This window comes from Streptomyces thermodiastaticus, from assembly GCF_014656135.1.
GTDB classification, from domain to species: Bacteria; Actinomycetota; Actinomycetes; order Streptomycetales; family Streptomycetaceae; genus Streptomyces; species Streptomyces thermodiastaticus.
On the sequence record NZ_BNBV01000002.1, the window covers coordinates 111,220 to 130,781 of the forward strand.

Here is a 19,562-nt window from a genome sequence, read left to right on the forward strand (position 1 = left end):
CGGTCACTCTAGCGCGTACAGCAGATGCGCATCGACAAGCGCTTGGCACAGTTCCAGCCGCTCCGGTTCGTCCAGCGCGAAGGAAAGCTCCTCGGGCGTGAACTCCCAGCACCCCGCGACGAACCGCATCACTTTCTCGTAGGAATTGGGCATACTCACCGAGCGGCGGCCGAGAACCGCGTAGATGCGCCGGGTCGCGGGCTGTGCGAAGAGCGCGCACGGCACAGTTTTCCGCCGCCGCAGCCGCGTCGTGTCCAGGACACCGAGAACACCGAGCGCGGAATCCGTCTCGAAAGCGCCGGGAATCCTGTCCGTGAGCTGCGTCAGGAAGGTCTGCAGATGTGCGGAGCGCACTTGTTCGGGCTCCTGGCGCACGAACGCCGCCCGGGCTTCCGTCAGGAACCGCTCGGCCGCCTCGTGCAGCACGCTGCCGTCGTGCAGCCAGCCCACGGGCAGCTCGGCGTCCAGGAGTTCCGCAGGAAGGCTGTCCTCGACGAGCCGGGACAGCGTCGTCCGCAGCACCTCGCGCCAGGAGTTGGACTCGATGCTGACGGTGACATGCCCCGACCGGGCGCTCAGGGTGTTCGCGCGATGCGGAGTCCCCTTCGGGAGATACAGCACGTCGCCGGGGCGCAGCAGCAGTTCACGGGTCTCGTCGGGGTCGTCGCTCGAGCGGCCGTTGCGCCGCTCCCACGGCGTCGCTCCCACGTGCCACTGCTTCTCACCGAACGCCTGGAGCACGAAGACGTCGTGCGGATCGGTGTGCAGCCCGAATCCCTGAGACGAGACCGGTGTGAGATAGATGTTCGCCCGGCAGCGGCGGCCCAGGGCAAGTTCGAGAGACCGGCAGAACTCGGTCAGCGGCGGGTGGTACCAGTGCGCCGACTGGAGGATCAGAGTGGCTCCGCCACGCACGGCGGCCGTGACCTCCGCGGCACTTGCGACGCCCCGGGTCAGCATCTCCAGAAGAAGCTCGTTCTCCGTCATCTCGTGGTCGACGGGCCGCGGATAGATCTCCCGCATCGATCTGAGATAGGCCTGCCGCGGAAGAATCTCGCCGTGCCGCACGAGACGTATCATGTCGGAACGCAGCAGGGGCTGATCGCTGAGCAGTCGGTCGATGTCCTGCACATTGATGAGATCGCTGGCTGGTACACCACCACTGGTGACATGCACCCGCTTTCCCCAGACGTCGGCTGTGAATTCCTTCTCGTCACCGGTACAGCGGCGAAGTGCCGCCGCATCGACCGGCAGCATTCGAGCGGCCTGATCGGCTTCCTTGTCATCGTGAATCGGAACCAATGGCTCCTTCTGACCGCGCAGTGCCGCGGTGTTGATGATTCGGACCCTCGGCGGCTTTCGATCACTGGTGATCATGCCGCAACCGTACCGTGGCCTGGTAATGCACACCAGACCCCGTGACACCCCATTTCCCCTTGTCGTGTCGCCGATTGAAAGGCGCGTAACACGTCCGCTTCCGTCGGTGCGACTGTCCGCGAGCCCTGCGCTGTCGGATGTCCGTGCACCAGGAAACGCCGCCTCCTGTCAGGAGTGCTCGGGGGCCGGCACACCTGTCAGCGCTCCGACCGGATCGGTGTCCGGGGTGCCGCGGGGCCACCAGTCCTCGCGGCCCGGTTCGGAGTCGTAGGCGTACCACAGTCCGTTGCGGCCCAGGCGGAGCTGGCGGTGGCCGAGGGGGTGGGTGAGCCGGTTGCGCCAGGGCCGGAAGGCGGGCAGGCCGGCGGCCAGCAGCAGCGGGCGGGCCCGGTCGAAACGGCCGGCCGGCGGGTCCCAGGGTTCCTCGAGGACGGCGAGTGCGTCCGCGCCGCCCTGCCGCCAGGCGGCCACCGCGCGGGCCAGCTCGGCGGTGTCGCGTCCGGTGGCGGAGGCGAGCGCGGCGTACAGGGAGCGGGTGGCGGCGGTCAGCCCGGAGCCGGGCCTGGCCGCCGCGAGGCGCACCGCGTCCTGCCACAGCGTCAGTCCGCCCACCGGGTCCCGGCCGGTGGTGAGCAGGGCGTGGGCGCGGGCGGCGGCGTCGGTCGCCAGCTGGTCCAGGGCGAGCGGGTCGGGGCCGCCCGGGGCCGCCGGGTAGGCCGGGGGCGGCCCGGGGTGCGTGGGCGGGGGCAGGGGTGCGGGCAGGGGCGGGAGCGGGCGGCGGCGTGCGAGGACCTCGGAGGCGCGCACGCCCGGCAGCGGATCCGGCCCTCGCTCGCCGGCGGCGCGGGCCGCGCGGGTGGCGTTCAGCCGGGACAGCGCGTCCAGCAGTTCGCGCTCGCCCCGGCCGCGGAGCAGCAGCAGGGCGAACGGGTCGGTGTCGAGCACGCGTGCGGTCTGGTAGCACAGGGCGGCGGCATGCTTGCACGGTCGGCCGCGGTCGGGGCAGCTGCAGTGGGCGTCCAGGTCGCCGGGCCCGGGCAGCAGCGGTACGCCGCAGTCGGCGAGAAAGCGCGGCAGCTCCTTGTCGAGCAGCGCGGCGATGTGCGCGGGGCGCTCGGCGGCGCTGCGCAGGAAGCGGTCCCAGTCCTCGTCGTCCAGAGTGGGCAGGCGCACCTCGGCCCGGTAGGGGCGCGGGCGGCTGCCCTGGACGTAGGCCAGGACCGACCCGGGGGTGACGGTGATCGCGTCGACCCGGCCCTGTTCCGCGTAGCCGCGCCCGCGGGCCAGACGGGCCGTGTCGAGGGCGCCCTTCTCCAACGCGGTGAGCCACGCCTGGCCCCACCAGGTCTCGGCGAAGGAGGCGCGGTCTTCTCCGGTGGGCGGCAGGGCCGGGAAGGTGCGCCGGTGTTCGTTGTCCCGGTGCGGGGTGGCCATGGTGCGGGGAAGCCGTGGCGCGGCGGCCGCGGGGGACGGGCCGGCCGGGGGCACGGACACGGGCCGGGGGCCGGGTGCGTCCGGTGGCTGGTGCGGGCTGGTGCCGTGGTCCGGGTGGGCAGCGGAGGGCGTGTTGCCGGGAGAGGGGTGCTCGGCGGGGCTGCGCTCGGGTTCGGCGTCGGCGGGTGGCGCGAAGGTGCCGGCGCGCAGCTGCCTCACCTCGTCGGCGCGGGAGGCGGCGTGCTGGGCCGGGGTGCGCCGAGCCGGGGCGTGCCGGGCAAGTGCGGGGTGCTCTGCGGAGGCGCCTGTCTCCGGGGTGGCGGAGGCTGCGGTGGTGGCCGTGCGGGAGGCGGTGGCCGGCGGCGGGGTGGGGAGGTGCTCGGAGGTGTGCGGCCCGGCGGCTCGGGTGCGGGGCGGGTCCTCGGGTGCCGCGCGGCGGGCCAGGGCGGCGCGCAGGGCGGCTCGGGCCGCGTCGGCGGGACGGGGCGGGGCGGACCGGTCCGGGAGGGCGTGGTCGTCGGCGGGCGGGGCCGGGTCGGCTGTCGGCGGCTCGTCGGAAGGAGTGGTGGTGGCAGGTCGTGCGGGGGCGTCGGAAGGGGTGGCGGTGCCACATGGCGTGGGCTCGCCGGAAGAGGTGGGCGTGGCGGGATGCGCAGGCTCGTCCGGGGACGGAACGGCATCGTCATCGCTGGGCGCGGCTGAGCGGGAGGACGTGAGGTCACCGGAGTGTGCGGGATCGCCGGTGTCCCGAGGTCCGTGCGAGCGCTCGGGGTGTTCCTGTTCCTCGGAGGTGGCCTCCTCCGGGGAGGTGCCTCGGGTGGACGTCGACGGGGCCGGCGTATCGGGGCCGGTGTCCTCCTCGGTCGGGCGGGCGGCCGCGCGCCGGGCCGCCAGTGCCTCGCGGAGGGCGGCGCGGGCGGCGTCGGCCGGGCGGCGGCCGCTGGGCGCCGGGTGTTGCGGGCCGGGCGTGCGGGGCGTCGGCCGGGGCGTGTCCTCGGTGCCTGTGGCGGGGGTCTGCTGCCGGCGGGCGGCACGCAGAGCGCACCGGGCGGCGTCGGCGGGACGGGATTCCATCAAGCCTCCCTTCGCAGCGCGACCAGGTCGGCCAGCTCGTGGTCGGTCAGTTCGGTGAGGGCCGACTCGCCGGTGCCGAGGACCGCGTCGGCCAGGGCCCGTTTGGCTTCGAGCATCTCGGCGATGCGGTCCTCGACGGTGCCCTCGGTGATCAGGCGGTGCACCTGGACGGGCTGGGTCTGGCCGATGCGGTAGGCGCGGTCGGTGGCCTGCTCCTCGACCGCCGGGTTCCACCAGCGGTCGATGTGGACCACATGGCCGGCGCGGGTGAGGTTGAGGCCGGTGCCGGCGGCCTTCAGGGACAGCACCAGCACCGGGGTGGCCCCGCTCTGGAAGCGGTCCACCATGCGTTCGCGCTCCGGGACGGGGGTGCCGCCGTGGAGGAGGCCGGCGGGGACGGCGCGGGCGGCGAGGTGGGCGGTGATCAGGCGGGCCATGCCGACGTACTGGGTGAAGACCAGGGCCGAGTTCTCCTCGGCGAGCACGGTGTCGAGCAGCTCGTCCAGCAGGGCGAGCTTGCCGGAGCGGGCCGCGAGACGGCCGCCGGCGTGCGAAGCGTGGTCCGTCTGCGGGCTGTTCAGGTCTTCCTTCAGATACAGGGCCGGGTGGTCGCAGATCTGTTTGAGGCTGGTCAGGAGCTTGAGCACCAGGCCGCGGCGGGCCATGCCCCCGGCCGTCCCGATGGCGCGCATCGACTCGCGCACCACCGCCTCGTACAGCGCGGCCTGCTCCCGGGTGAGCGGGACCGGGTGGTCGGTGACGGTCTTGGGCGGCAGCTCGGGGGCGATGCCGGGGTCGGACTTCCTGCGGCGCAGCAGGAAGGGGCGCACCAGGCGGGCGAGGCGCTCGGTCGCCTCCTGGTCCTCGCCCTGTTCGACGGCGCGGGCGTGCCGGGCGCGGAAGGACTTCAGCGGGCCCAGCAGGCCGGGGGTGGTCCAGTCGAGCAGGGCCCACAGCTCGGAGAGGTTGTTCTCCACGGGGGTGCCGGTGAGGGCCACGCGGGCGGGGGTGGGGATGGTGCGCAGGGCTTCAGCGGTGGCCGAGGCGGAGTTCTTGACGTGCTGGGCCTCGTCCGCGACGACCATGCCCCAGGGCTGCCCGGCGAGGTCGCCGGCGGCGGAGCGCAGGGTGCCGTAGGTGGTGAGGACGAAGCCGCCGTCGAGGCCGTCCAGGGTGCGGGCGGGGCCGTGGAAGCGGCGGACGGGGACGCCGGGCGCGAAGCGGTGGATCTCCCGCTGCCAGTTGCCGAGCAGGGAGGCGGGGCAGACGACGAGGGTGGGTTCGCGGCGGGCGCGTTTCAGGTGCAGGGCGATGACGGTGACGGTCTTGCCCAGGCCCATGTCGTCGGCGAGGCAGCCGCCGAGGCCGAGGGAGGTCATGAGGTCGAGCCAGGCCAGGCCGCGCAGCTGGTAGTCGCGCAGAGTGGCGTTCAGGCCCGGGGGCGGCTCGGCGGGCCGGACGCCGGCGGTGATGCGGTCCCGCAGGGTCGCGAGGGCACCGGCCGGGACCGCCTCGACCGTCTCGCCGTCGACCTCGGCGGTGCCGGTGAGGGCGACGGAGAGCGCCCGCACCGGGTCGAGCAGGCCCAGGTGGCGTGCGCGGGCCTTGCGCACCAGGGCGGGGTCGACGAGCACCCAGCGGTCCCGCAGGCGGACGACGGGGCGGTGGGCCTCGGCGAGCGCGTCCATCTCGGCCTCGGTGAGCGGGTCGCCGCCGAGCGCGAGTTGCCAGCGGAACTGCAGCAGCTCCTCGCTCTGCAGGAAGCCGGTGCCGTCGGCGGCGGAGCCCGGGGCGGGCCGGACCACGGCGGTGGCGGTGAGGTCGTGGGCCAGTTCGCGCGGCCAGTGCACGGCGACGCCGGCGGCCGCCAGCCGGGTGGCGGCGGGTCCGAGCAGGTCGCTCACCTCGTCCTCGGACAGGGCGAGCACATCGGGCGTGTCCTGGTCGGCGAGCCGGTGCAGGGGCGGCCAGACGCGGGCGGCGCGCCGCACCGCCAGGGCGGCGTCCACCCGGGCGCGGGGGCCGAACGCCGATTCGGCCGTCCCCGACCACAGGTCGGCGGCGTCGGTCATGAGCGTGGGGTCGGCGAGGCTGTGCACCTGGACGATCGCCGCGCCCGCCGGGCGGGTGCCGGCATCCGGGCCGGGGTCGGGGTCGAACAGGTCGTGGGGCGACAGGTCGAGCCGCAGGGAGATGCGGACGCCGGCGTCCGTGCCGGCGGCGACCTCGGCGGCCCAGTCCCGGGCGGCGGGCAGGTGCTGGGGGCGCCGGCCGGCGAAGGGGGCGCCGCAGACGTGCGGCGCGGCGGGGGTGCGGGGCAGGGTGTCGGCGACGGCGTCGAGGAAGGACCGCAGCACGGCCACCGGTTCCGGCAGCAGGAGCGGGCCGGGGCCCGGCAGGGGTACCGCGTGGCCTTCCGGGGGCAGGGCGGCGGCGATCGCCCTGAGGTGGGCGATGTCGTCGGGGTCGAGGGGGCCGGCGCGCCAGGCGTCGTGGCCGCCGGGGGTGAGGCCGGGCAGCAGCTTGCCGCGGGCGACGAGCGAGAGGGCGTGCAGGGCGGCCGCGCCCCAGCAGGCGGTGGCGGGGTGGGCCGCCGGGTCGTGCCGGGCGCGCACGAGGTGGGGCAGGGCCTGGTCGAGCGGGAGGGTCAGGGCGGGGACGGTGCGGCGGCGGACGCCCCGGCCGTGCGGGCGGACGACGGTGAGGTCCGTGCGCCGCGGTGCGCCGTCAGGGTCCGCCGTGCCGGTGCCCGGGGGTGCGGGCGGGCCGTCCTCGGGCCACACCTCGGTGTCCGGGTCCCACAGGGCGATGCGGCCCTGGCGCGGCAGCGAGGCGGGGAGGAAGACGGCGGCCAGCCGCACGGACACGGTGTCCGCGGTCCCGTACGCCTCGGTCACGGTCGGCTCGCTCATGCGCCCTGTCACCTCCGATCGCCGCTCGCATCAGCCGTCCCCGACTGTACGGGCGGGGTCTGACAATCGGCTGTCCGGCGCCGGAGACGGCCGCCGCGGCCCTGGCCGGGCAGCGTCGTGAGGCCGCCACCGCTTCACAGCTCGGCTGTGCTCAGGGCACGGTGCGGGAGACGACGTACACCATGGGCAGGACCGGGTCGGTGAGGTCGACCATGACGTTCTGGGTGGGCGCGGGGTTCTTCTGGCGGTGGGTGAGGCCCCACCAGTCGCCGGGGTTCTCGAATGTCCAGCCGGACACCTGCCGGTCGCGGGCGTCGATGGTGACGGCGCCCTTCTTCAGGTCCGCGCGGCCCACGCCGAGGGCGTCGAGGAAGGTGTCGAGGCCGGCCTGGGTGGTGCGGAACTGCACGTACAGGCGGCTGGTCTTCCAGTTGTTCGTCTCGTAGGAGGCGACGCGGTCGGCCGGGTGCGGTATCGGCACCTGGTACAGGCGCTGCTGGACCTTGGCCGGGTAGGTCGGGGTGAGGCCGGTCGCCGCGTACTTCTGCTCCTTGTCCTTGCCGCTGTTGCGGCTCTGGTCGGCGGAGATCACCAGATAGCCGGCCGGGACACCGATCAGCAGCACGATGATCAGCAGCGTGAGCGCGCGGCGGCGGATGCGGTGCCGTCGGTCCTCGGCCGGCTGTGGTGGCGGTTCGTCGGGAGGCGCCGCCTGGCGGGGCAGCGACATCGTCACAGTGCCTCCCGGGCCGCCCGCCGTGCCTCGGCGTACCGCTCGTAGCGCTCGTAGCGCTCCACCCGGCGCCGCTTGGCGCGCCGGAAGCGGCGGGCGACCAGCCGGGCGAGGTCGGCGGCGCCGACCATTCCGGCCTCGGGACCGAGCTGGGCGCGCACGATGCGCGCCTCGGGGCGGTAGCCCCGGCCGGTCAGCTGGCGCTTGAAGGCGTCCCGTGCGGGGCCGATGAGCAGGTCGTCGGCCGCGGAGACCCCGCCGCCGATGACGAAGCAGGACGGGTCGAGGGCGGCGGCCAGGTTGGCGATGCCGACGCCGAGCCACTGGCCGATGTCCTGGAGCAGTTCGACGCACATGGCGTCGCCCTCGCGGGCCAGCTCGGTGATCATCGGGCCGGTGATGTCGGAGACGCTGCCCTTGACGTGCTCGATGATGCCGTAGGCGACCGGGGACTCGGCGGCGGCCAGCTCGCGGGCCTCGCGCACCAGGGCGTTGCCGGAGCTGTACTGCTCCCAGCAGCCGCGGTTGCCGCACGGGCAGCGGTGGCCGCCGGGCACGACCTGCATGTGCCCGAACTCGCCGGCCACCCCGAACTTGCCGCGCTTGACCTGCCCGTCCTCCAGGATGGCCCCGCCGATGCCGGTGCCCAGCGTGATCATGACGAGGTGGTCCTCGCCGCGGCCGGCGCCGAAGCGCCACTCGGCCCAGGCGGCGGCGTTGGCGTCGTTGTCGACCAGCACGGGCACCGACAGGCGCTCGGAGAGGCGGTCGCGCAGCGGCTCGTTGCGCCAGGACAGGTGGGGGGCGAACAGCACGCGGTTGCGGTCGGCGTCGACCCAGCCGGCCGCGCCGATGCCGACGGCGTGCACGTCGTGCCGGTCGGACAGGTCCAGGACCAGCTCCACGATGGTGTCCTCGACGACCTTGGGGCTCTTGGACTTGTCCGGGGTCTCGGTGCGCAGCTTCTCCAGGATGTTGCCGTCGGCGTCGACGACGCCCGCCATCACCTTGGTGCCGCCGATGTCGATGCCCACCGTCGGCACTCTGGGTGCGGTCAGGTGGGAGCGGCGCTCACGGGTGCCGACCGTGCGCAGCACGGGGGCGCGCCGGGAGCCGATGGGGGCGGTGAAGTCGCGGTAGGTGCTCATCGGCCCCGATTCTGCCGCACGTCCGGTAAGCGTGGCGTACGGGCCACCGGTGCGGCCGGTGACTGCCGGGGTCTGTGTGAGGGAGCGCACGGATACACGAGGGCGCCGTACGGCCGCGCCTGTGCGCGGGGCGCGTCTCCGTTCGGTGGGGCGCTCCCCCGTGGCACGCCCTGCACGGGGGAGGCGTACGTGCGCCGTCCACGCCCTGTCACCGGGCGTGGACGGCGGAGATGGCGCAGGGGTCAGGAGGTGGTCTTCTCCAGCTCGTGACGCAGGTCGTCGAGCTCGCTGCCGCCGGCCATCTGCCGGGTCAGCTCCTCCAGGGTGATCTCGTCGCGGGTGTGGTGGCCGACCATCGTGCCGCGCTTGAGCAGCACGAACCGGTCCCCGACGAGGTGGGCGTGGTGCGGGTTGTGCGTGATGAGCACCACTCCGAGGCCCTGGTCGCGGGCGGCCGCGACGTGCTTCAGCACCATGCCCGACTGCTTGACGCCGAGCGCGGCGGTGGGCTCGTCCAGGACCAGCACCTTGGCGCCGAAGTGGACGGCCCGGGCGATGGCCACGCACTGGCGTTCACCGCCGGAGAGCGTGCCGATGGGCTGGTCGACGTCGCGCAGGTCGATGCCCATGCGCAGCAGCCGCTCGCGCGTGGTGCGGCGCATCAGGTCGACGTCCAGGCGCTTGAAGGGGCCGCGGCCCTTGCGGGGCTCCGAGCCGAGGAAGAAGTTCCGCCACACCGGCATCAGACCGACGACGGCCAGGTCCTGGTGGACGGTGGCGATGCCCCGGTCCAGGGCGTCGCGCGGGGAGGTCAGCCGGGTCTCCTCGCCCTCGATGCGCAGCGCCCCGCCGTCGTGCTGGTGCAGTCCGGCGATCATCTTGATCAGGGTGGACTTGCCGGCGCCGTTGTCGCCCAGGACGCAGGTGATCTCACCGGCGTGCACCTCGAGGGAGACCCCCTCCAGGGCGCGGACGGTGCCGTAGTGCTTGCTGACGTCGCACAGCTCCACCAGCGGTGTGCGCGCACCGGCCTCATCGGCCTGCTGGGTGCCGGCTTCGGCGTGCTGGGTGCCGGCTTCGGCGTGCTGGGTGCCGGCTGAGGTCTGTGTCACTTCGTGCTCGCCTGTCACTTGGTGCTCGCCTCCGCGCGCCGGCGGACCCAGGTGTTGAGCAGGGTCGCGAGGAGCAGCATCGCTCCGAGGAAGAACTTGAACCAGTCCGGGTTCCACTCGGCGAAGACGATGCCCTTGCTGGTCATGCCGAACAGCAGGGCGCCGATCGCCGAGCCGACGGCGCTGCCGTAGCCGCCGGTGATCAGGCAGCCGCCGATGACGGCGGCGATGATGTAGATCAGCTCGTTGCCGACGCCCTCGCCGGACTGCACCGCGTCGAAGGAGAACAGCAGGTGCTGGCCGGAGATCCAGGCGCCCAGGGCCACGCCCATGTACAGGCCGGTCTTGGTCCGGGTGACCGGCACGCCGACGGCCCGTGCGGCGTCCTGGTTGCCGCCGACGGCGAAGATCCAGTTGCCGGGGCGGGTGCGCAGCAGAATCCAGGAGGCGAGGGCGACCAGCACCAGCCACCACACAATGGTGATCTTGAAGTCGACGCCGCCGACGGTGAGGGTGGAGGCGAAGACGGCGTGCGCGGAGGGGAAGCCCTCCATGTCGCCGATGGTCTTGGTGGAGACGGTGCCGTCGATCAGCTTGGTGAAGCCGAGGTTCATGCCGGTGAGCATCAGGAAGGTGCCCAGCGTGATGATGAAGCTGGGCAGCCCGGTGCGGGTGAGCATGAAGCCGTTGAAGGCGCCGATGGCCAGGGTGACCAGCAGGGACACGCCGACGCCGACCCAGACGTTGGCGGTCATCTGGTAGCTGAACATCGACGAGATCAGCGCGGAGGAGGTCACCAGCACGCCCGCGGACAGGTCGAACTCGCCGCCGATCATCAGCAGGGCGACCGGGACCGCCATGATGCCGATCGTCGAGGACGCGTACAGGACGGTGCTCAGGCTGGTGGCGCGCAGGAAGCCGTCGGCGGCGAAGGCGAAGAAGACGAAGACGGCGATCGCGCCGACGACCGAGCCCAGCTCGGGCCGTGCGAGCAGTTTCCGCAGCGGCGACCTCGGGAGAATCCTTTCGTCGGTGGTGCTCCCGGACGGGGTGCCCGGTGTCTCGGTGGTGGTAGTGGTCGCGGTCATCGGGTGCCCCGCTTCGTGTACTCCTCCAGTGCGGCCGCCTGGTCCTTGGTGACGATCTGCGGGCCGGTGAGCACGGGCTTGCCGCCGCCGAGGGCGTCGGCGTTGTACTTGTACAGCCACAGCAGGTCGACGGCCTCGTAGCCCTGCAGATAGGGCTGCTGGTCGACGGCGAAGCCGAGGGTGCCGTTCTTCAGCTCGGCGGCGACCGACGCGTTCAGGTCGAAGGTGTCGATCTCGGCCTTGCTGCCGGCGTCCTTCTTCGCCTTCACGGCCGTGTCCGCGTAGGGCGCGCCGAGGGTGACCACCGCGTCGACGGAGCGGTCGGCCTGCAGCTTGGCCTCGATCGCGGACTGCACGTCGGGCATGTTGGTGCCGTTGACGTAGAGGTTCTCGACCTTGCCGGTGAAGGTCTCGGCCACACCGGCGCAGCGCTGCTCGTGGCCGACGTTGCCCTGTTCGTGCAGCACGCACAGAACCTTCTTCCTGCCGCGCTTGCTCAGCTCCTCCCCCACGGCCTCGCCGGCCACGGTCTCGTCCTGGCCGACGTGGGTGAGCGCGCCGAAGGCCTTGGACTCGGCCGACCCGGAGTTGACCGTGATCACCGGGATGCCGGCCTTCTCGGCGCGGGTGAGGGCGGCCTTGAGCGCGTCGGGCTTGGCGAGGCTGACGATGATGCCGTCGACCTTCTTGTCCACCGCGGCGTCGACGAGCTGGGCCTGCTGCTGGGCCTCGTCGTCGTGCGAGTACAGGAAGTCGATGTTGTCCTTGCGCGCGGCCTGCCGGGCACCGTTCTGGACGATGTCCCAGAAGGTGTCGCCGTCACCGGAGTGCGTGATCATCGCGAAGGTCCAGCGGGGCGTGTTCACCGCCGCCCTGCCCTGGGCCGTGGCGGCCTTGCGGGCGTCCTCCGCCCGTTTGCCGCCGGTGCTGCTGCACCCCGCGAGGGACAACGACAGTGCCCCCGCCAGCGCGATGCCTACCCAGGTTGGAAACCGTGCCACGAGGCCGTGCCCTTCTTGCCGTTCTTGCTGCGTGCTTCGGACGTACAGACGGGGCCGATGACCACCTCATCAGCCCCGAACGTCTCATTATCGAACACCAGCACAGGACGGCGGCCCGCCGGGGAGGGCCGCGCGACGGCTTGTCCGGACATCGTGACCAGCCCGGAGGGTGCGGCGCGGGCACGGCGGGCGGCGGGCGAGGCCCGGCGCGGAAGGCGCGGCCGGGACGGTCCGGAAGCGTCGTGACGGCGTGCGCTCCGGCGGCCGGGAGCACTCCGTCCGGGCCCGTTTACGGGTCAGCTCCGTACCAGCAGCTGGAACTCGAAGGAGTAGCGGGACGGCCGGTAGATGTGGGTGCCGAACTCCACCGCGCGTCCGGTGTCGTCGAAGGTGGTGCGCTCCATGGTGAGCAGGGGGGCGCCTTCCTTCTCGCCCAGCCGGTCCGCCTCGGCGGCGGTGGCGGCGCGGGCGCCGATGGACTGGCGGGCACTGTGCAGGGTGATCCCCGCCGACCGCATCAGCCGGTACAGGCCGGTGGCCTGCAGCCGGCCGGTCTCCAGGTCCAGCAGGCCGAGCGGCAGGTAGTTGACCAGGTACGCGATGGGCTCGCCGTGCGCCAGCCGCAGCCGTTCGATGCGGTGGACGTCGGCGCCCTCGCCCACCCCTAGGGCGGCGGCCACCTCGGCGGAGGCCGCGACGAGCGTGTTGACCAGGACGGTGGTGGCCGGACGCTGCCCGGCCGCCTCCAGGTCGTCGTAGAGGCTGCTCAGCTCCAGCGGGCGCTTCACCCTGCTGTGCACGACCTGGGTGCCCACGCCGCGCCGGCGCACCAGCAGCCCCTTGTCGACGAGCGACTGGATGGCCTGGCGGACGGTGGGCCGGGACAGTCCCAGCCGCGCGGCCAGCTCGATCTCGTTGCCCAGCAGGCTGCCCGGGGTGAGGGCTCCGCGTTCGATCGCGGCCTCGAGCTGCTGCGCCAGCTGGAAGTAGAGTGGCACCGGCGAGTTCCGGTCCACTCGCAGCTCAAGAGACACCGTGGGGTCCGCTTCTGCTTTGGGCACGGTGCGAGCCTAGCCGGGTGACCGGTTGACGGAAAGTCGTATCGTCCGGTTGTCCGGACATGCTGTTTGACATGGACGGGCCTCCGCCCGCACTTTGTTGGCATGCGCATAGGGGTCATCGGTACGGGCCGCATCGGCACCCTGCACGCGAGAACGCTCAGCCGCCACAGCGGGGTCGGCTCGCTCATCCTCACCGACGCCGACCCGGAACGGGCCCGGCAGCTGGCCCACCGGCTCGGCGAGACCGCGGCGCCCGGGGTGGACGAGGTCTTCACCTGGGGCGTGGACGCGGTGGTGATCACCGCGGCCACCTCGGCGCACGCCGATCTCATCGCCCGGGCGGCCCGGTTCGGGCTGCCCGTCTTCTGCGAGAAGCCCATCGCGCTCGACCTGCCGGGCACCCTGGCCGCGCTCGCCGAGGTGGAGGCGGCGGGCACGATCCTGCAGATGGGGTTCCAGCGCCGGTTCGACGCCGGGTACGCCGGCGCACGGCAGGCCGTGCGCTCGGGACGCCTCGGCCGGCTGCACACGGTCCGCGCGCTGACCTGCGACCAGGCGCCGCCGCCCGCGGAGTGGCTGCCGCTGTCGGGCGGACTGTTCCGGGACACGCTGATCCACGACTTCGACATCCTGCGCTGGGTGACCGGCCGCGAGGTGGTGCATGTCTACGCGGCCGGCTCCGCGGCGGGCCCGGCGATGTTCCGGGACGCCGGCGACGTCGACACCGGCGCGGCGCTGCTCACCCTCGACGACGGCACGCTCGCCACGGCCACCGCGACCCGGGTCAACGGCGCCGGTTACGACGTGCGCATGGAACTCGCCGGCGAGCGGGACACCGTGGTGGTCGGCCTCGACGACCGCACCCCGATCGCCTCCGTCGAACCGACCGGGCCGCCGGCGGCGGACAAGCCGTGGCCGGGGTTCCTGGAACGCTTCGGCCCGGCCTACGAGGCGGAGCTGTCCGCGTTCGTCGAGGTCGTGCGCGGGGAGCGGCCCAACCCGTGCGACGGCCGCGAGGCCCTGCAGGCCCTGCGCATCGCCGAGGCCTGCGAGATCTCCCGCCGTGAGCACCGGCCGGTGGCCCTGGCGGAGATCCCGGGCGGGTTCGCGGCCGGGGCGCGGTGAGACGCGGCACCCGGACGGCACGGGGCGTCCTGCTGCCCGCCGGGCCGGATGCGTTCCCCGCTGCGTCCGGCCCCTTCCGCTGGGACAATGGGCGTTCATGCGTGCCGCGTACATCGAGGAACGGGGCCCGGCCGAGCTGATCCGCTGGGGCGAGCTGCCCGATCCGGTGCCCGGTCCCGGCGAGGTCCTGGTGGACGTGCTGGCGACCGCGGTGAATCCGGTGGACACGCTGGTCCGCTCCGGCCGGTTCCGTACGCCGCTGCCGTTTCCGTTCGTCGTCGGGCGCGACTTGGTCGGCACGGTGGCCTCGGCCGGGTCGGGGTTCGCGGCGGGCGAGACGGTGTGGTGCGACAGCCTGGGCCACGAGGGCCGGCAGGGGGCGACGGCCGAGCGGGCGGCGGTGCCCGCCGACCGGCTCTACCGGCTACCGGACGGGGTGCGCCCCGAGCAGGCGGTGGCCGTCGTGCATCCGGCCGTCACGGCCTGTCTGGCGCTGTTCCGGCACGGCAGACCGCGGCCGGGCGAGACGGTGCTGGTCGGTGGCGCGGCGGGCAATGTGGGCAGCGCGCTGGTGCAGTTCGCCGTGCGCGCGGGGGCACGCGTACTGGCCACCGCCGCGCCGCGGGACCACGACCATGTGCGGTCGCTGGGCGCGGCCGAGGTCGTGGACTACCGCGCCGAGGGCCTCGCCGAGCGCCTGGCGGCCTTGGCTCCCGACGGGATCGACGTCCACGTCGACACCTCCGGGCACAACGACCTGCGCACCGCGGTGACCGTGCTGGCCCGCCGGGGCCGCATCGTGCTGCTGGCCGGGTTCGGGGACGAGCCGGTGCTGCCGGTGGGCCCGCTGTATCTGAAGGAGGGTTCGGTGCGCGGCTTCGCCCTCTCGCATGCGACGGCCGGCGAACTGGCGGAGGCTGCGCAGCGGATCAACCGGCTGCTCGCCGAGGGCGGTCTGCGTCCGCGCGCGGTGGAGTACGCGCCGATGAGCGCGGCGGCCGAGTCGCACCGCCGGATGGAGCGCGGCGAGCTGCACGGACGCCGGATCGTTCTGCTGCCCTGATCGCCGGCGGATGCGTGGGCCGCCGCTGCCCGCCCCGCGGCCGCGTACGGCGGGTGGGGGGTCCGCGGGGCGAGCGGCCTGTGCGGCGCCGGCCGGGGAACCGGAGGCGCCGTCCGTGCGGATCAGCAGCCGAAGTCGATCAAGTCGAACGTCTCGTAGTGATCCGCGGTGTAGTAGTCCTCCTGGTACTTCTCGCCGGTGACGATGCGCCGGGCACCGCGGGTCTGCGAGCCAGGGGTGATGACCGTGTACTCGTGGTAGTAGCCGGTCTCCTGCTGCGGCAGCACGCCCTCACGGTTCTGGAAGACCGTGCCGTCCTGCTCGAAGGGGAACGGACCGCCCTGTTCGATCAGGTCGAGGGTGTCGTACGCCTCGGGGGGCAGGTCGCTGTAGCAGATGTGACCGACCGAGGCCACGGCGGCGTTCGCCGGGCCGGCGGTGACGGTGCCGCCCACGAGGAGGGCGGACAGAAGGGCGCCCGCGGCGCCGAGACGCGTGAGGTGTGGGGGGAATCGCATGGACCCATGATGACGCGCGTAGAGCATGGCATGTCAACGACAACTTCGTGGAGTTTTCCGGTACAAGCGGTGAAGCGATCACGATGATGATCGTTCGTCGCCCGCCCCGGACGGCTCCCGGAGGGTCAGCCGACGTGCGTGGAGAACAGCCCTCCCGTCGGCCCCTGCTTGTCGCCGCCCTGGGCCTTCTTCAGGGCGTTGGCGAGACTTTCGATGGTGAGGGACTGCAGGACGACCCGGCCGTCGCCCTCCAGTGTGGCCAGGGACAGTCCCTCTCCGCCGAAGACGGCGTTCATGATCCCTTGGCGGTTGAGGCCGCCGACGCGCTGGACGCCGTAGCGGATGCCCTCCTCGAAGGCGACGACGCAACCGGTGTCGACCTCGATGCGGCCGCCGAAGTCGGCCGGGTTGAGGTCGATGAAGTTGCCGGCACCCGCGATGATCACCGTGCCGTGGCCGGTGAACTTCTCCAGCACGAACCCCTCGCCGCCGCTGAAGCCGGTGCGTCCGCCGGTGAAGGCGATGCCGAAGTCGACGGTGGACTCGGCGGCGACGAAGGCGTCCTTCTCGGCGAACCAGGCGCGGGTGCCGTCCAGCTCCAGGGCGCGCATCTCGCCGGGCAGCACGCCCGCGAAGCCCACGGTGCCCTCCCCGGCCTGGGCGGTGAAGTACTGGAACGCCAGCGACTCGCCCGCCAGGACGCGCTGGCCGACCTGCATGGCCGTGCCCATGGCCTGGCGCAGCAGCCCGCCCACGCCGCCGCCCTGGCCGCCCGCGCCCTGGGCCTGCCGGCCGCCGTCGGACGGCCCGGACAGCCGGGTCTCCATGGTCACGTTCGCGGTCTTGAACAGGAACTTGCCGGCCTCGCAGTAGACGGTCTGGCCGGGCTGCAACTGGACGACCGCCATCTGCATGGCGTTGCCGACGATGTTCTGCTGAAGGGTCACGCCCGGCACAACGCCGGACCCGGTCCGGAAAGTTCCGGCGCGGGGCCGGTGCCCCCGGTGTCGGCCGCTGTGCGGGTGCCGGCACGCCGGGCCCCCCGGGGCGGCCTGGTGGGGGCCGGGTGAGCAGACGGCCTTTGGGCTCGGTGAACTCGCCGTCGGCGTAGACCCGCTCGCCGCGCAGCCAGGCGGACTTCACCAGCGGCCGCAGCTCCGTGAGGTTGCCGGGCACGGCGCCGCCCCAGAAGCCGGCGTCGACGCGCACCGTGCCGCGGGCCGCGTCCTGCTTGGTCCGCAGGTGCTCCACCTCGGTGGTGGGCGGCAGGGAGTTGAGCGGCATGTCGATCAGTGCGGTGATGCCGCCGGCCGCCGCCGCGCGCGTGGCGCTGCCGAAACCCTCCCAGGTGGTGCGGCCCGGCTCGTCGATGTGCACATGGGTGTCGACGAGTCCGGGCAGCAGGGCGTCGTCGCCGAGGCCGACCAGGCGTGCACCGGCCGGTACCGGGGCGTCGTGGGGCAGGACGGCCGCGATGGTGCCGTCGGCGACCGCGACGGAGGCGGCGCGTGTCGCCTCGGGCGTGACGACACGTGTGGAGCGCAGCATCAGTGGTACGCCGGACACCCGGACCTCGCCTTTTGCCGCCCGCGGCGAGCGGAGCACCTGCCCCGCGCACACCCGCGCGGACGCACGGGTCTGACCCACAGGGACACATGCACGCCGCCCGGCGGGCACACCCCCGTGGACCGGACTTCGACGTTTCGTCGAAGGAGACTTCACTCCGCCTTGAGGCCCGTCAAGACAGCCCCGAGGCGGCGCGGCGACCGGGCTGTAGACCCTGGAGTCTTCCGCTGAACGGAGTCATGATTTCGGCAGACAGAACGTGCTTTCTACCGGACGGGTTTCGGCCGCCTCCCCGCTAGAGTTGGCTCCCTGCCAGCCCCGAAAGGAACGCGCCGTGCCGACGTCCAGCGCCAGGACCAATGACTCCGCCAGGCCCTCCTCCAGCGGCGGAGTGCAGTCACTGGAGCGCGCCTTCGTTCTGCTCGAGCGGATGGCGGACGCGGGAGGCGAGGTCGGTCTGAGCGAGCTGGCCTCGGCGAGCGGGCTGCCGCTGCCCACCATCCACCGTCTGATGCGCACGCTCGTGCTCTGCGGTTACGCACGCCAGCAGCCCAACCGGCGGTATGCGCTCGGCCCCCGGCTGATCCGTCTGGGCGAGTCCGCCTCCCGGCTGCTGGGCACCTGGGCCCGCCCCTATCTGGCCCGGCTGGTCGACGAGACCGGCGAGACGGCGAACATGGCGCTGCTCGACAGCGACGAGGTCGTGTATGTGGCCCAGGTACCCTCCCGGCACTCGATGCGGATGTTCACCGAGGTGGGCCGGCGGGTGCTGCCGCACTCCACGGGTGTGGGCAAGGCGCTGCTGGCCCGTTTCCCCGACGACGAGGTGCGTGCCCTGCTGGCCCGGACGGGCATGCCCGCGGTCACGGAGAAGACCATCACCTCTCCGGACGTCTTCCTCGCGGCGCTGGCTCAGGTGCGCCGGCAGGGCTTCGCCATGGACGACAACGAGCAGGAGATAGGGGTGCGCTGCCTGGCGGTGACCATCCCCGGCTCCCCCACCGCCGCAGCGATCTCCATATCCGGGCCGGCGGGCCGGGTCACAGAGGCGGCGACCGCACACATCGTGCCGGTGCTGCAGCAGGTGGCGAAGGAACTCTCCCAGGCCCTGGACGGCTCGGGCACGACGGCCTGAGCGGCGGCGCCCCGGAACGGCGGCCGGGAGGGTGCGACGCACCTACGAGCGCGGCGGCTCGCCGAACAGGTCCACCGCGGCCCGCACCTGTGCCAGGCCGGGGGCGAGGGCGCTGACCGACCCTATGGACCCGGCGATCAGCAGCAGGGAGCGGCTCAGCCGCCGGATCTCGGGCGTGCCGTCGTCCGCCATCGCGGCGAGGGCGGCCAGCTCGTCCTCGGCTATGGCGCGATCGGGGAACTCCGACGGGTGCAGGGCGAGTTCCCGGCGCAGCCGGGACACGGCGGTGCGCAGTCCCGTCACCCTGGGATCCTCGTCGCTGCCGGTCACCGGCGTCTGTTCCACGCTCCGCAACACAGCCCTCCCCCTCGCACACCGTCGTGCGCAGTTGCCGGATGCGGGCCAGTAAACGACAACCCGGGCCTCACGCGCCAGCATCCGGGCGGAAATTCAGTCCGTCGAGGACACCCGCCGCGCCGAGACGTCGGGTATGCAGGAGCCATGACACGCACACATCTTCCGCGTCAGGAGGTCGCCGGCCTGGTCCTGGCGGCCGGTGGCGGGCGGCGGCTCGGCGGGCGGCCCAAGGCACTGCTCGTCCACCGAGGCCGGCCGCTGGTGGAGCACGCGGTGGAGGTCCTGCGGGCGGCCGGGTGCACGCGGGTGCACGTGGTGCTCGGTGCGGGGGGCGGCACGGTGCGCCGGCGGGCCCGGCTGGAGGGATGCGTCCTGGTGGACAACCCCGGCTGGGAGCAGGGCATGGGGTCCTCGCTGCGGGCGGGGCTGGACTCGCTGTCCGGCACGGGCGCCCGGGCGGCGCTGGTGTCGCTGGTGGACCAGCCGGGGATCGGGGCCGAGGCGGCGGCCCGGGTGCTGGCGGCGTACCGGGACGCGTCGTCGCTGGTGGCGGCGGCGTACGACGGCGTGCGCGGCCATCCCGTGCTGTTCGGCGCGGCGCACTGGGCGGGCGTCGCGGCGAGTGCGACGGGCGACCGCGGGGCACGCGCGTATCTGAGGGCGCACCAGGACGCGCTCACGCTGGTCGAGTGCGGGGACGTGGCGCAGGCGTACGACATCGACACCGAGGAGGACCTGCGGCACCTCGTGAACCCGGCGGCACCGAATCCCGGCGACCGTTGAGGTTCCAGGACGGGAAAACTACGATCCACCCACCGGAACACCGGCTCTCTCGTCCCCGCATCACCCTGACGGCCG

At 73.4% G+C, this 19,562-nt stretch carries 16 protein-coding genes and 1 pseudogene; 4 read left to right on the top strand and 13 right to left on the bottom strand.

Annotation, left to right across the window (positions count from 1 at the left end):
* Positions 1-3 precede the first annotated feature (3 nt).
* From IE286_RS02500 to IE286_RS02540, 9 genes are all read right to left on the bottom strand, one after another.
* Entirely contained in the window at positions 4-1,377 is a 1,374-nt protein-coding gene (locus IE286_RS02500) for a JmjC domain-containing protein (RefSeq protein WP_189794900.1), read from the bottom strand.
* Positions 1,378-1,545: 168 nt separating this feature from the next.
* The gene (locus IE286_RS02505; protein ID WP_189794901.1) at positions 1,546-3,885 is read right to left on the bottom strand and encodes an SWIM zinc finger family protein; all 2,340 of its coding nucleotides are present in this window, start codon (positions 3,883-3,885) and stop codon (positions 1,546-1,548) included.
* A complete protein-coding gene (locus IE286_RS02510) occupies positions 3,885-6,797 on the bottom strand; it encodes an SCO1167/SCO6262 family helicase (protein WP_189794902.1) in 2,913 nt (970 codons plus the stop codon). The genes IE286_RS02505 and IE286_RS02510 overlap by 1 nt, the downstream gene beginning before the upstream one ends.
* Positions 6,798-6,948: 151 nt before the next feature.
* Positions 6,949-7,533 (bottom strand): sugar kinase, encoded by a 585-nt coding sequence (locus tag IE286_RS02515; RefSeq protein ID WP_189794903.1) that lies wholly within the window; start codon positions 7,531-7,533, stop codon positions 6,949-6,951.
* On the bottom strand, positions 7,530-8,678 hold the full coding sequence (locus IE286_RS02520) for an ROK family glucokinase (protein ID WP_189794904.1): 1,149 nt from the start codon (positions 8,676-8,678) through the stop codon (positions 7,530-7,532). Before IE286_RS02520 ends, IE286_RS02515 begins: the two co-directional genes overlap by 4 nt.
* Before the next feature lie 242 nt (positions 8,679-8,920).
* Positions 8,921-9,691 carry an ATP-binding cassette domain-containing protein gene (locus IE286_RS02525; RefSeq protein WP_189795106.1) on the bottom strand — a complete coding sequence of 257 codons (771 nt, stop codon included), beginning with the start codon at positions 9,689-9,691 and terminating at the stop codon, positions 8,921-8,923.
* Between the two features lie 113 nt (positions 9,692-9,804).
* Positions 9,805-10,878, bottom strand: a complete 1,074-nt coding sequence (locus tag IE286_RS02530) for an ABC transporter permease (RefSeq protein ID WP_189794905.1) — start codon at positions 10,876-10,878, stop codon at positions 9,805-9,807.
* On the bottom strand, positions 10,875-11,879 hold the full coding sequence (locus tag IE286_RS02535) for a sugar ABC transporter substrate-binding protein (RefSeq protein ID WP_189794906.1): 1,005 nt from the start codon (positions 11,877-11,879) through the stop codon (positions 10,875-10,877). The genes IE286_RS02530 and IE286_RS02535 overlap by 4 nt, the downstream gene beginning before the upstream one ends.
* A 296-nt stretch (positions 11,880-12,175) precedes the next feature.
* The gene (locus IE286_RS02540) at positions 12,176-12,913 is read right to left on the bottom strand and encodes a GntR family transcriptional regulator (protein ID WP_189795107.1); all 738 of its coding nucleotides are present in this window, start codon (positions 12,911-12,913) and stop codon (positions 12,176-12,178) included.
* A gap of 129 nt (positions 12,914-13,042) precedes the next feature.
* Here IE286_RS02540 and IE286_RS02545 point away from each other — a divergent pair, with 129 nt between their 5' ends.
* Positions 13,043-14,065 carry a Gfo/Idh/MocA family protein gene (locus tag IE286_RS02545; protein WP_189794907.1) on the top strand — a complete coding sequence of 341 codons (1,023 nt, stop codon included), beginning with the start codon at positions 13,043-13,045 and terminating at the stop codon, positions 14,063-14,065.
* Positions 14,066-14,162: 97 nt separating this feature from the next.
* Positions 14,163-15,128, top strand: a complete 966-nt coding sequence (locus IE286_RS02550) for an NADPH:quinone reductase (RefSeq protein WP_189794908.1) — start codon at positions 14,163-14,165, stop codon at positions 15,126-15,128.
* Between the two features lie 122 nt (positions 15,129-15,250).
* Here IE286_RS02550 and IE286_RS02555 read toward each other — a convergent pair whose 3' ends face one another.
* The 3 genes and pseudogenes from IE286_RS02555 to IE286_RS02565 form a co-directional block, all read right to left on the bottom strand.
* A complete protein-coding gene (locus IE286_RS02555; protein ID WP_189794909.1) occupies positions 15,251-15,646 on the bottom strand; it encodes a guanyl-specific ribonuclease in 396 nt (131 codons plus the stop codon).
* 125 nt (positions 15,647-15,771) lie between these two features.
* Positions 15,772-16,593: an AIM24 family protein gene (locus tag IE286_RS02560; RefSeq protein WP_189794910.1), complete on the bottom strand. Its 822-nt coding sequence runs from the start codon at positions 16,591-16,593 to the stop codon at positions 15,772-15,774.
* Between the two features lie 196 nt (positions 16,594-16,789).
* Positions 16,790-17,194, bottom strand: a pseudogene (locus IE286_RS02565) (amidohydrolase family protein); the annotation flags it as partial.
* A 352-nt stretch (positions 17,195-17,546) separates the two neighbouring features.
* Between IE286_RS02565 and IE286_RS02570 the strand changes: the two are divergent.
* Positions 17,547-18,347 (top strand): IclR family transcriptional regulator, encoded by an 801-nt coding sequence (locus tag IE286_RS02570; RefSeq protein WP_189794911.1) that lies wholly within the window; start codon positions 17,547-17,549, stop codon positions 18,345-18,347.
* Between the two features lie 42 nt (positions 18,348-18,389).
* On the opposite strand, the gene IE286_RS02575 is transcribed toward IE286_RS02570, so the two are convergent.
* Positions 18,390-18,677, bottom strand: a complete 288-nt coding sequence (locus IE286_RS02575; protein WP_372462507.1) for a DUF5955 family protein — start codon at positions 18,675-18,677, stop codon at positions 18,390-18,392.
* Between the two features lie 171 nt (positions 18,678-18,848).
* Between IE286_RS02575 and IE286_RS02580 the strand changes: the two genes are divergently transcribed.
* Positions 18,849-19,487 (top strand): nucleotidyltransferase family protein, encoded by a 639-nt coding sequence (locus IE286_RS02580; protein ID WP_189794913.1) that lies wholly within the window; start codon positions 18,849-18,851, stop codon positions 19,485-19,487.
* The last annotated feature ends 75 nt before the right edge of the window (positions 19,488-19,562 follow it).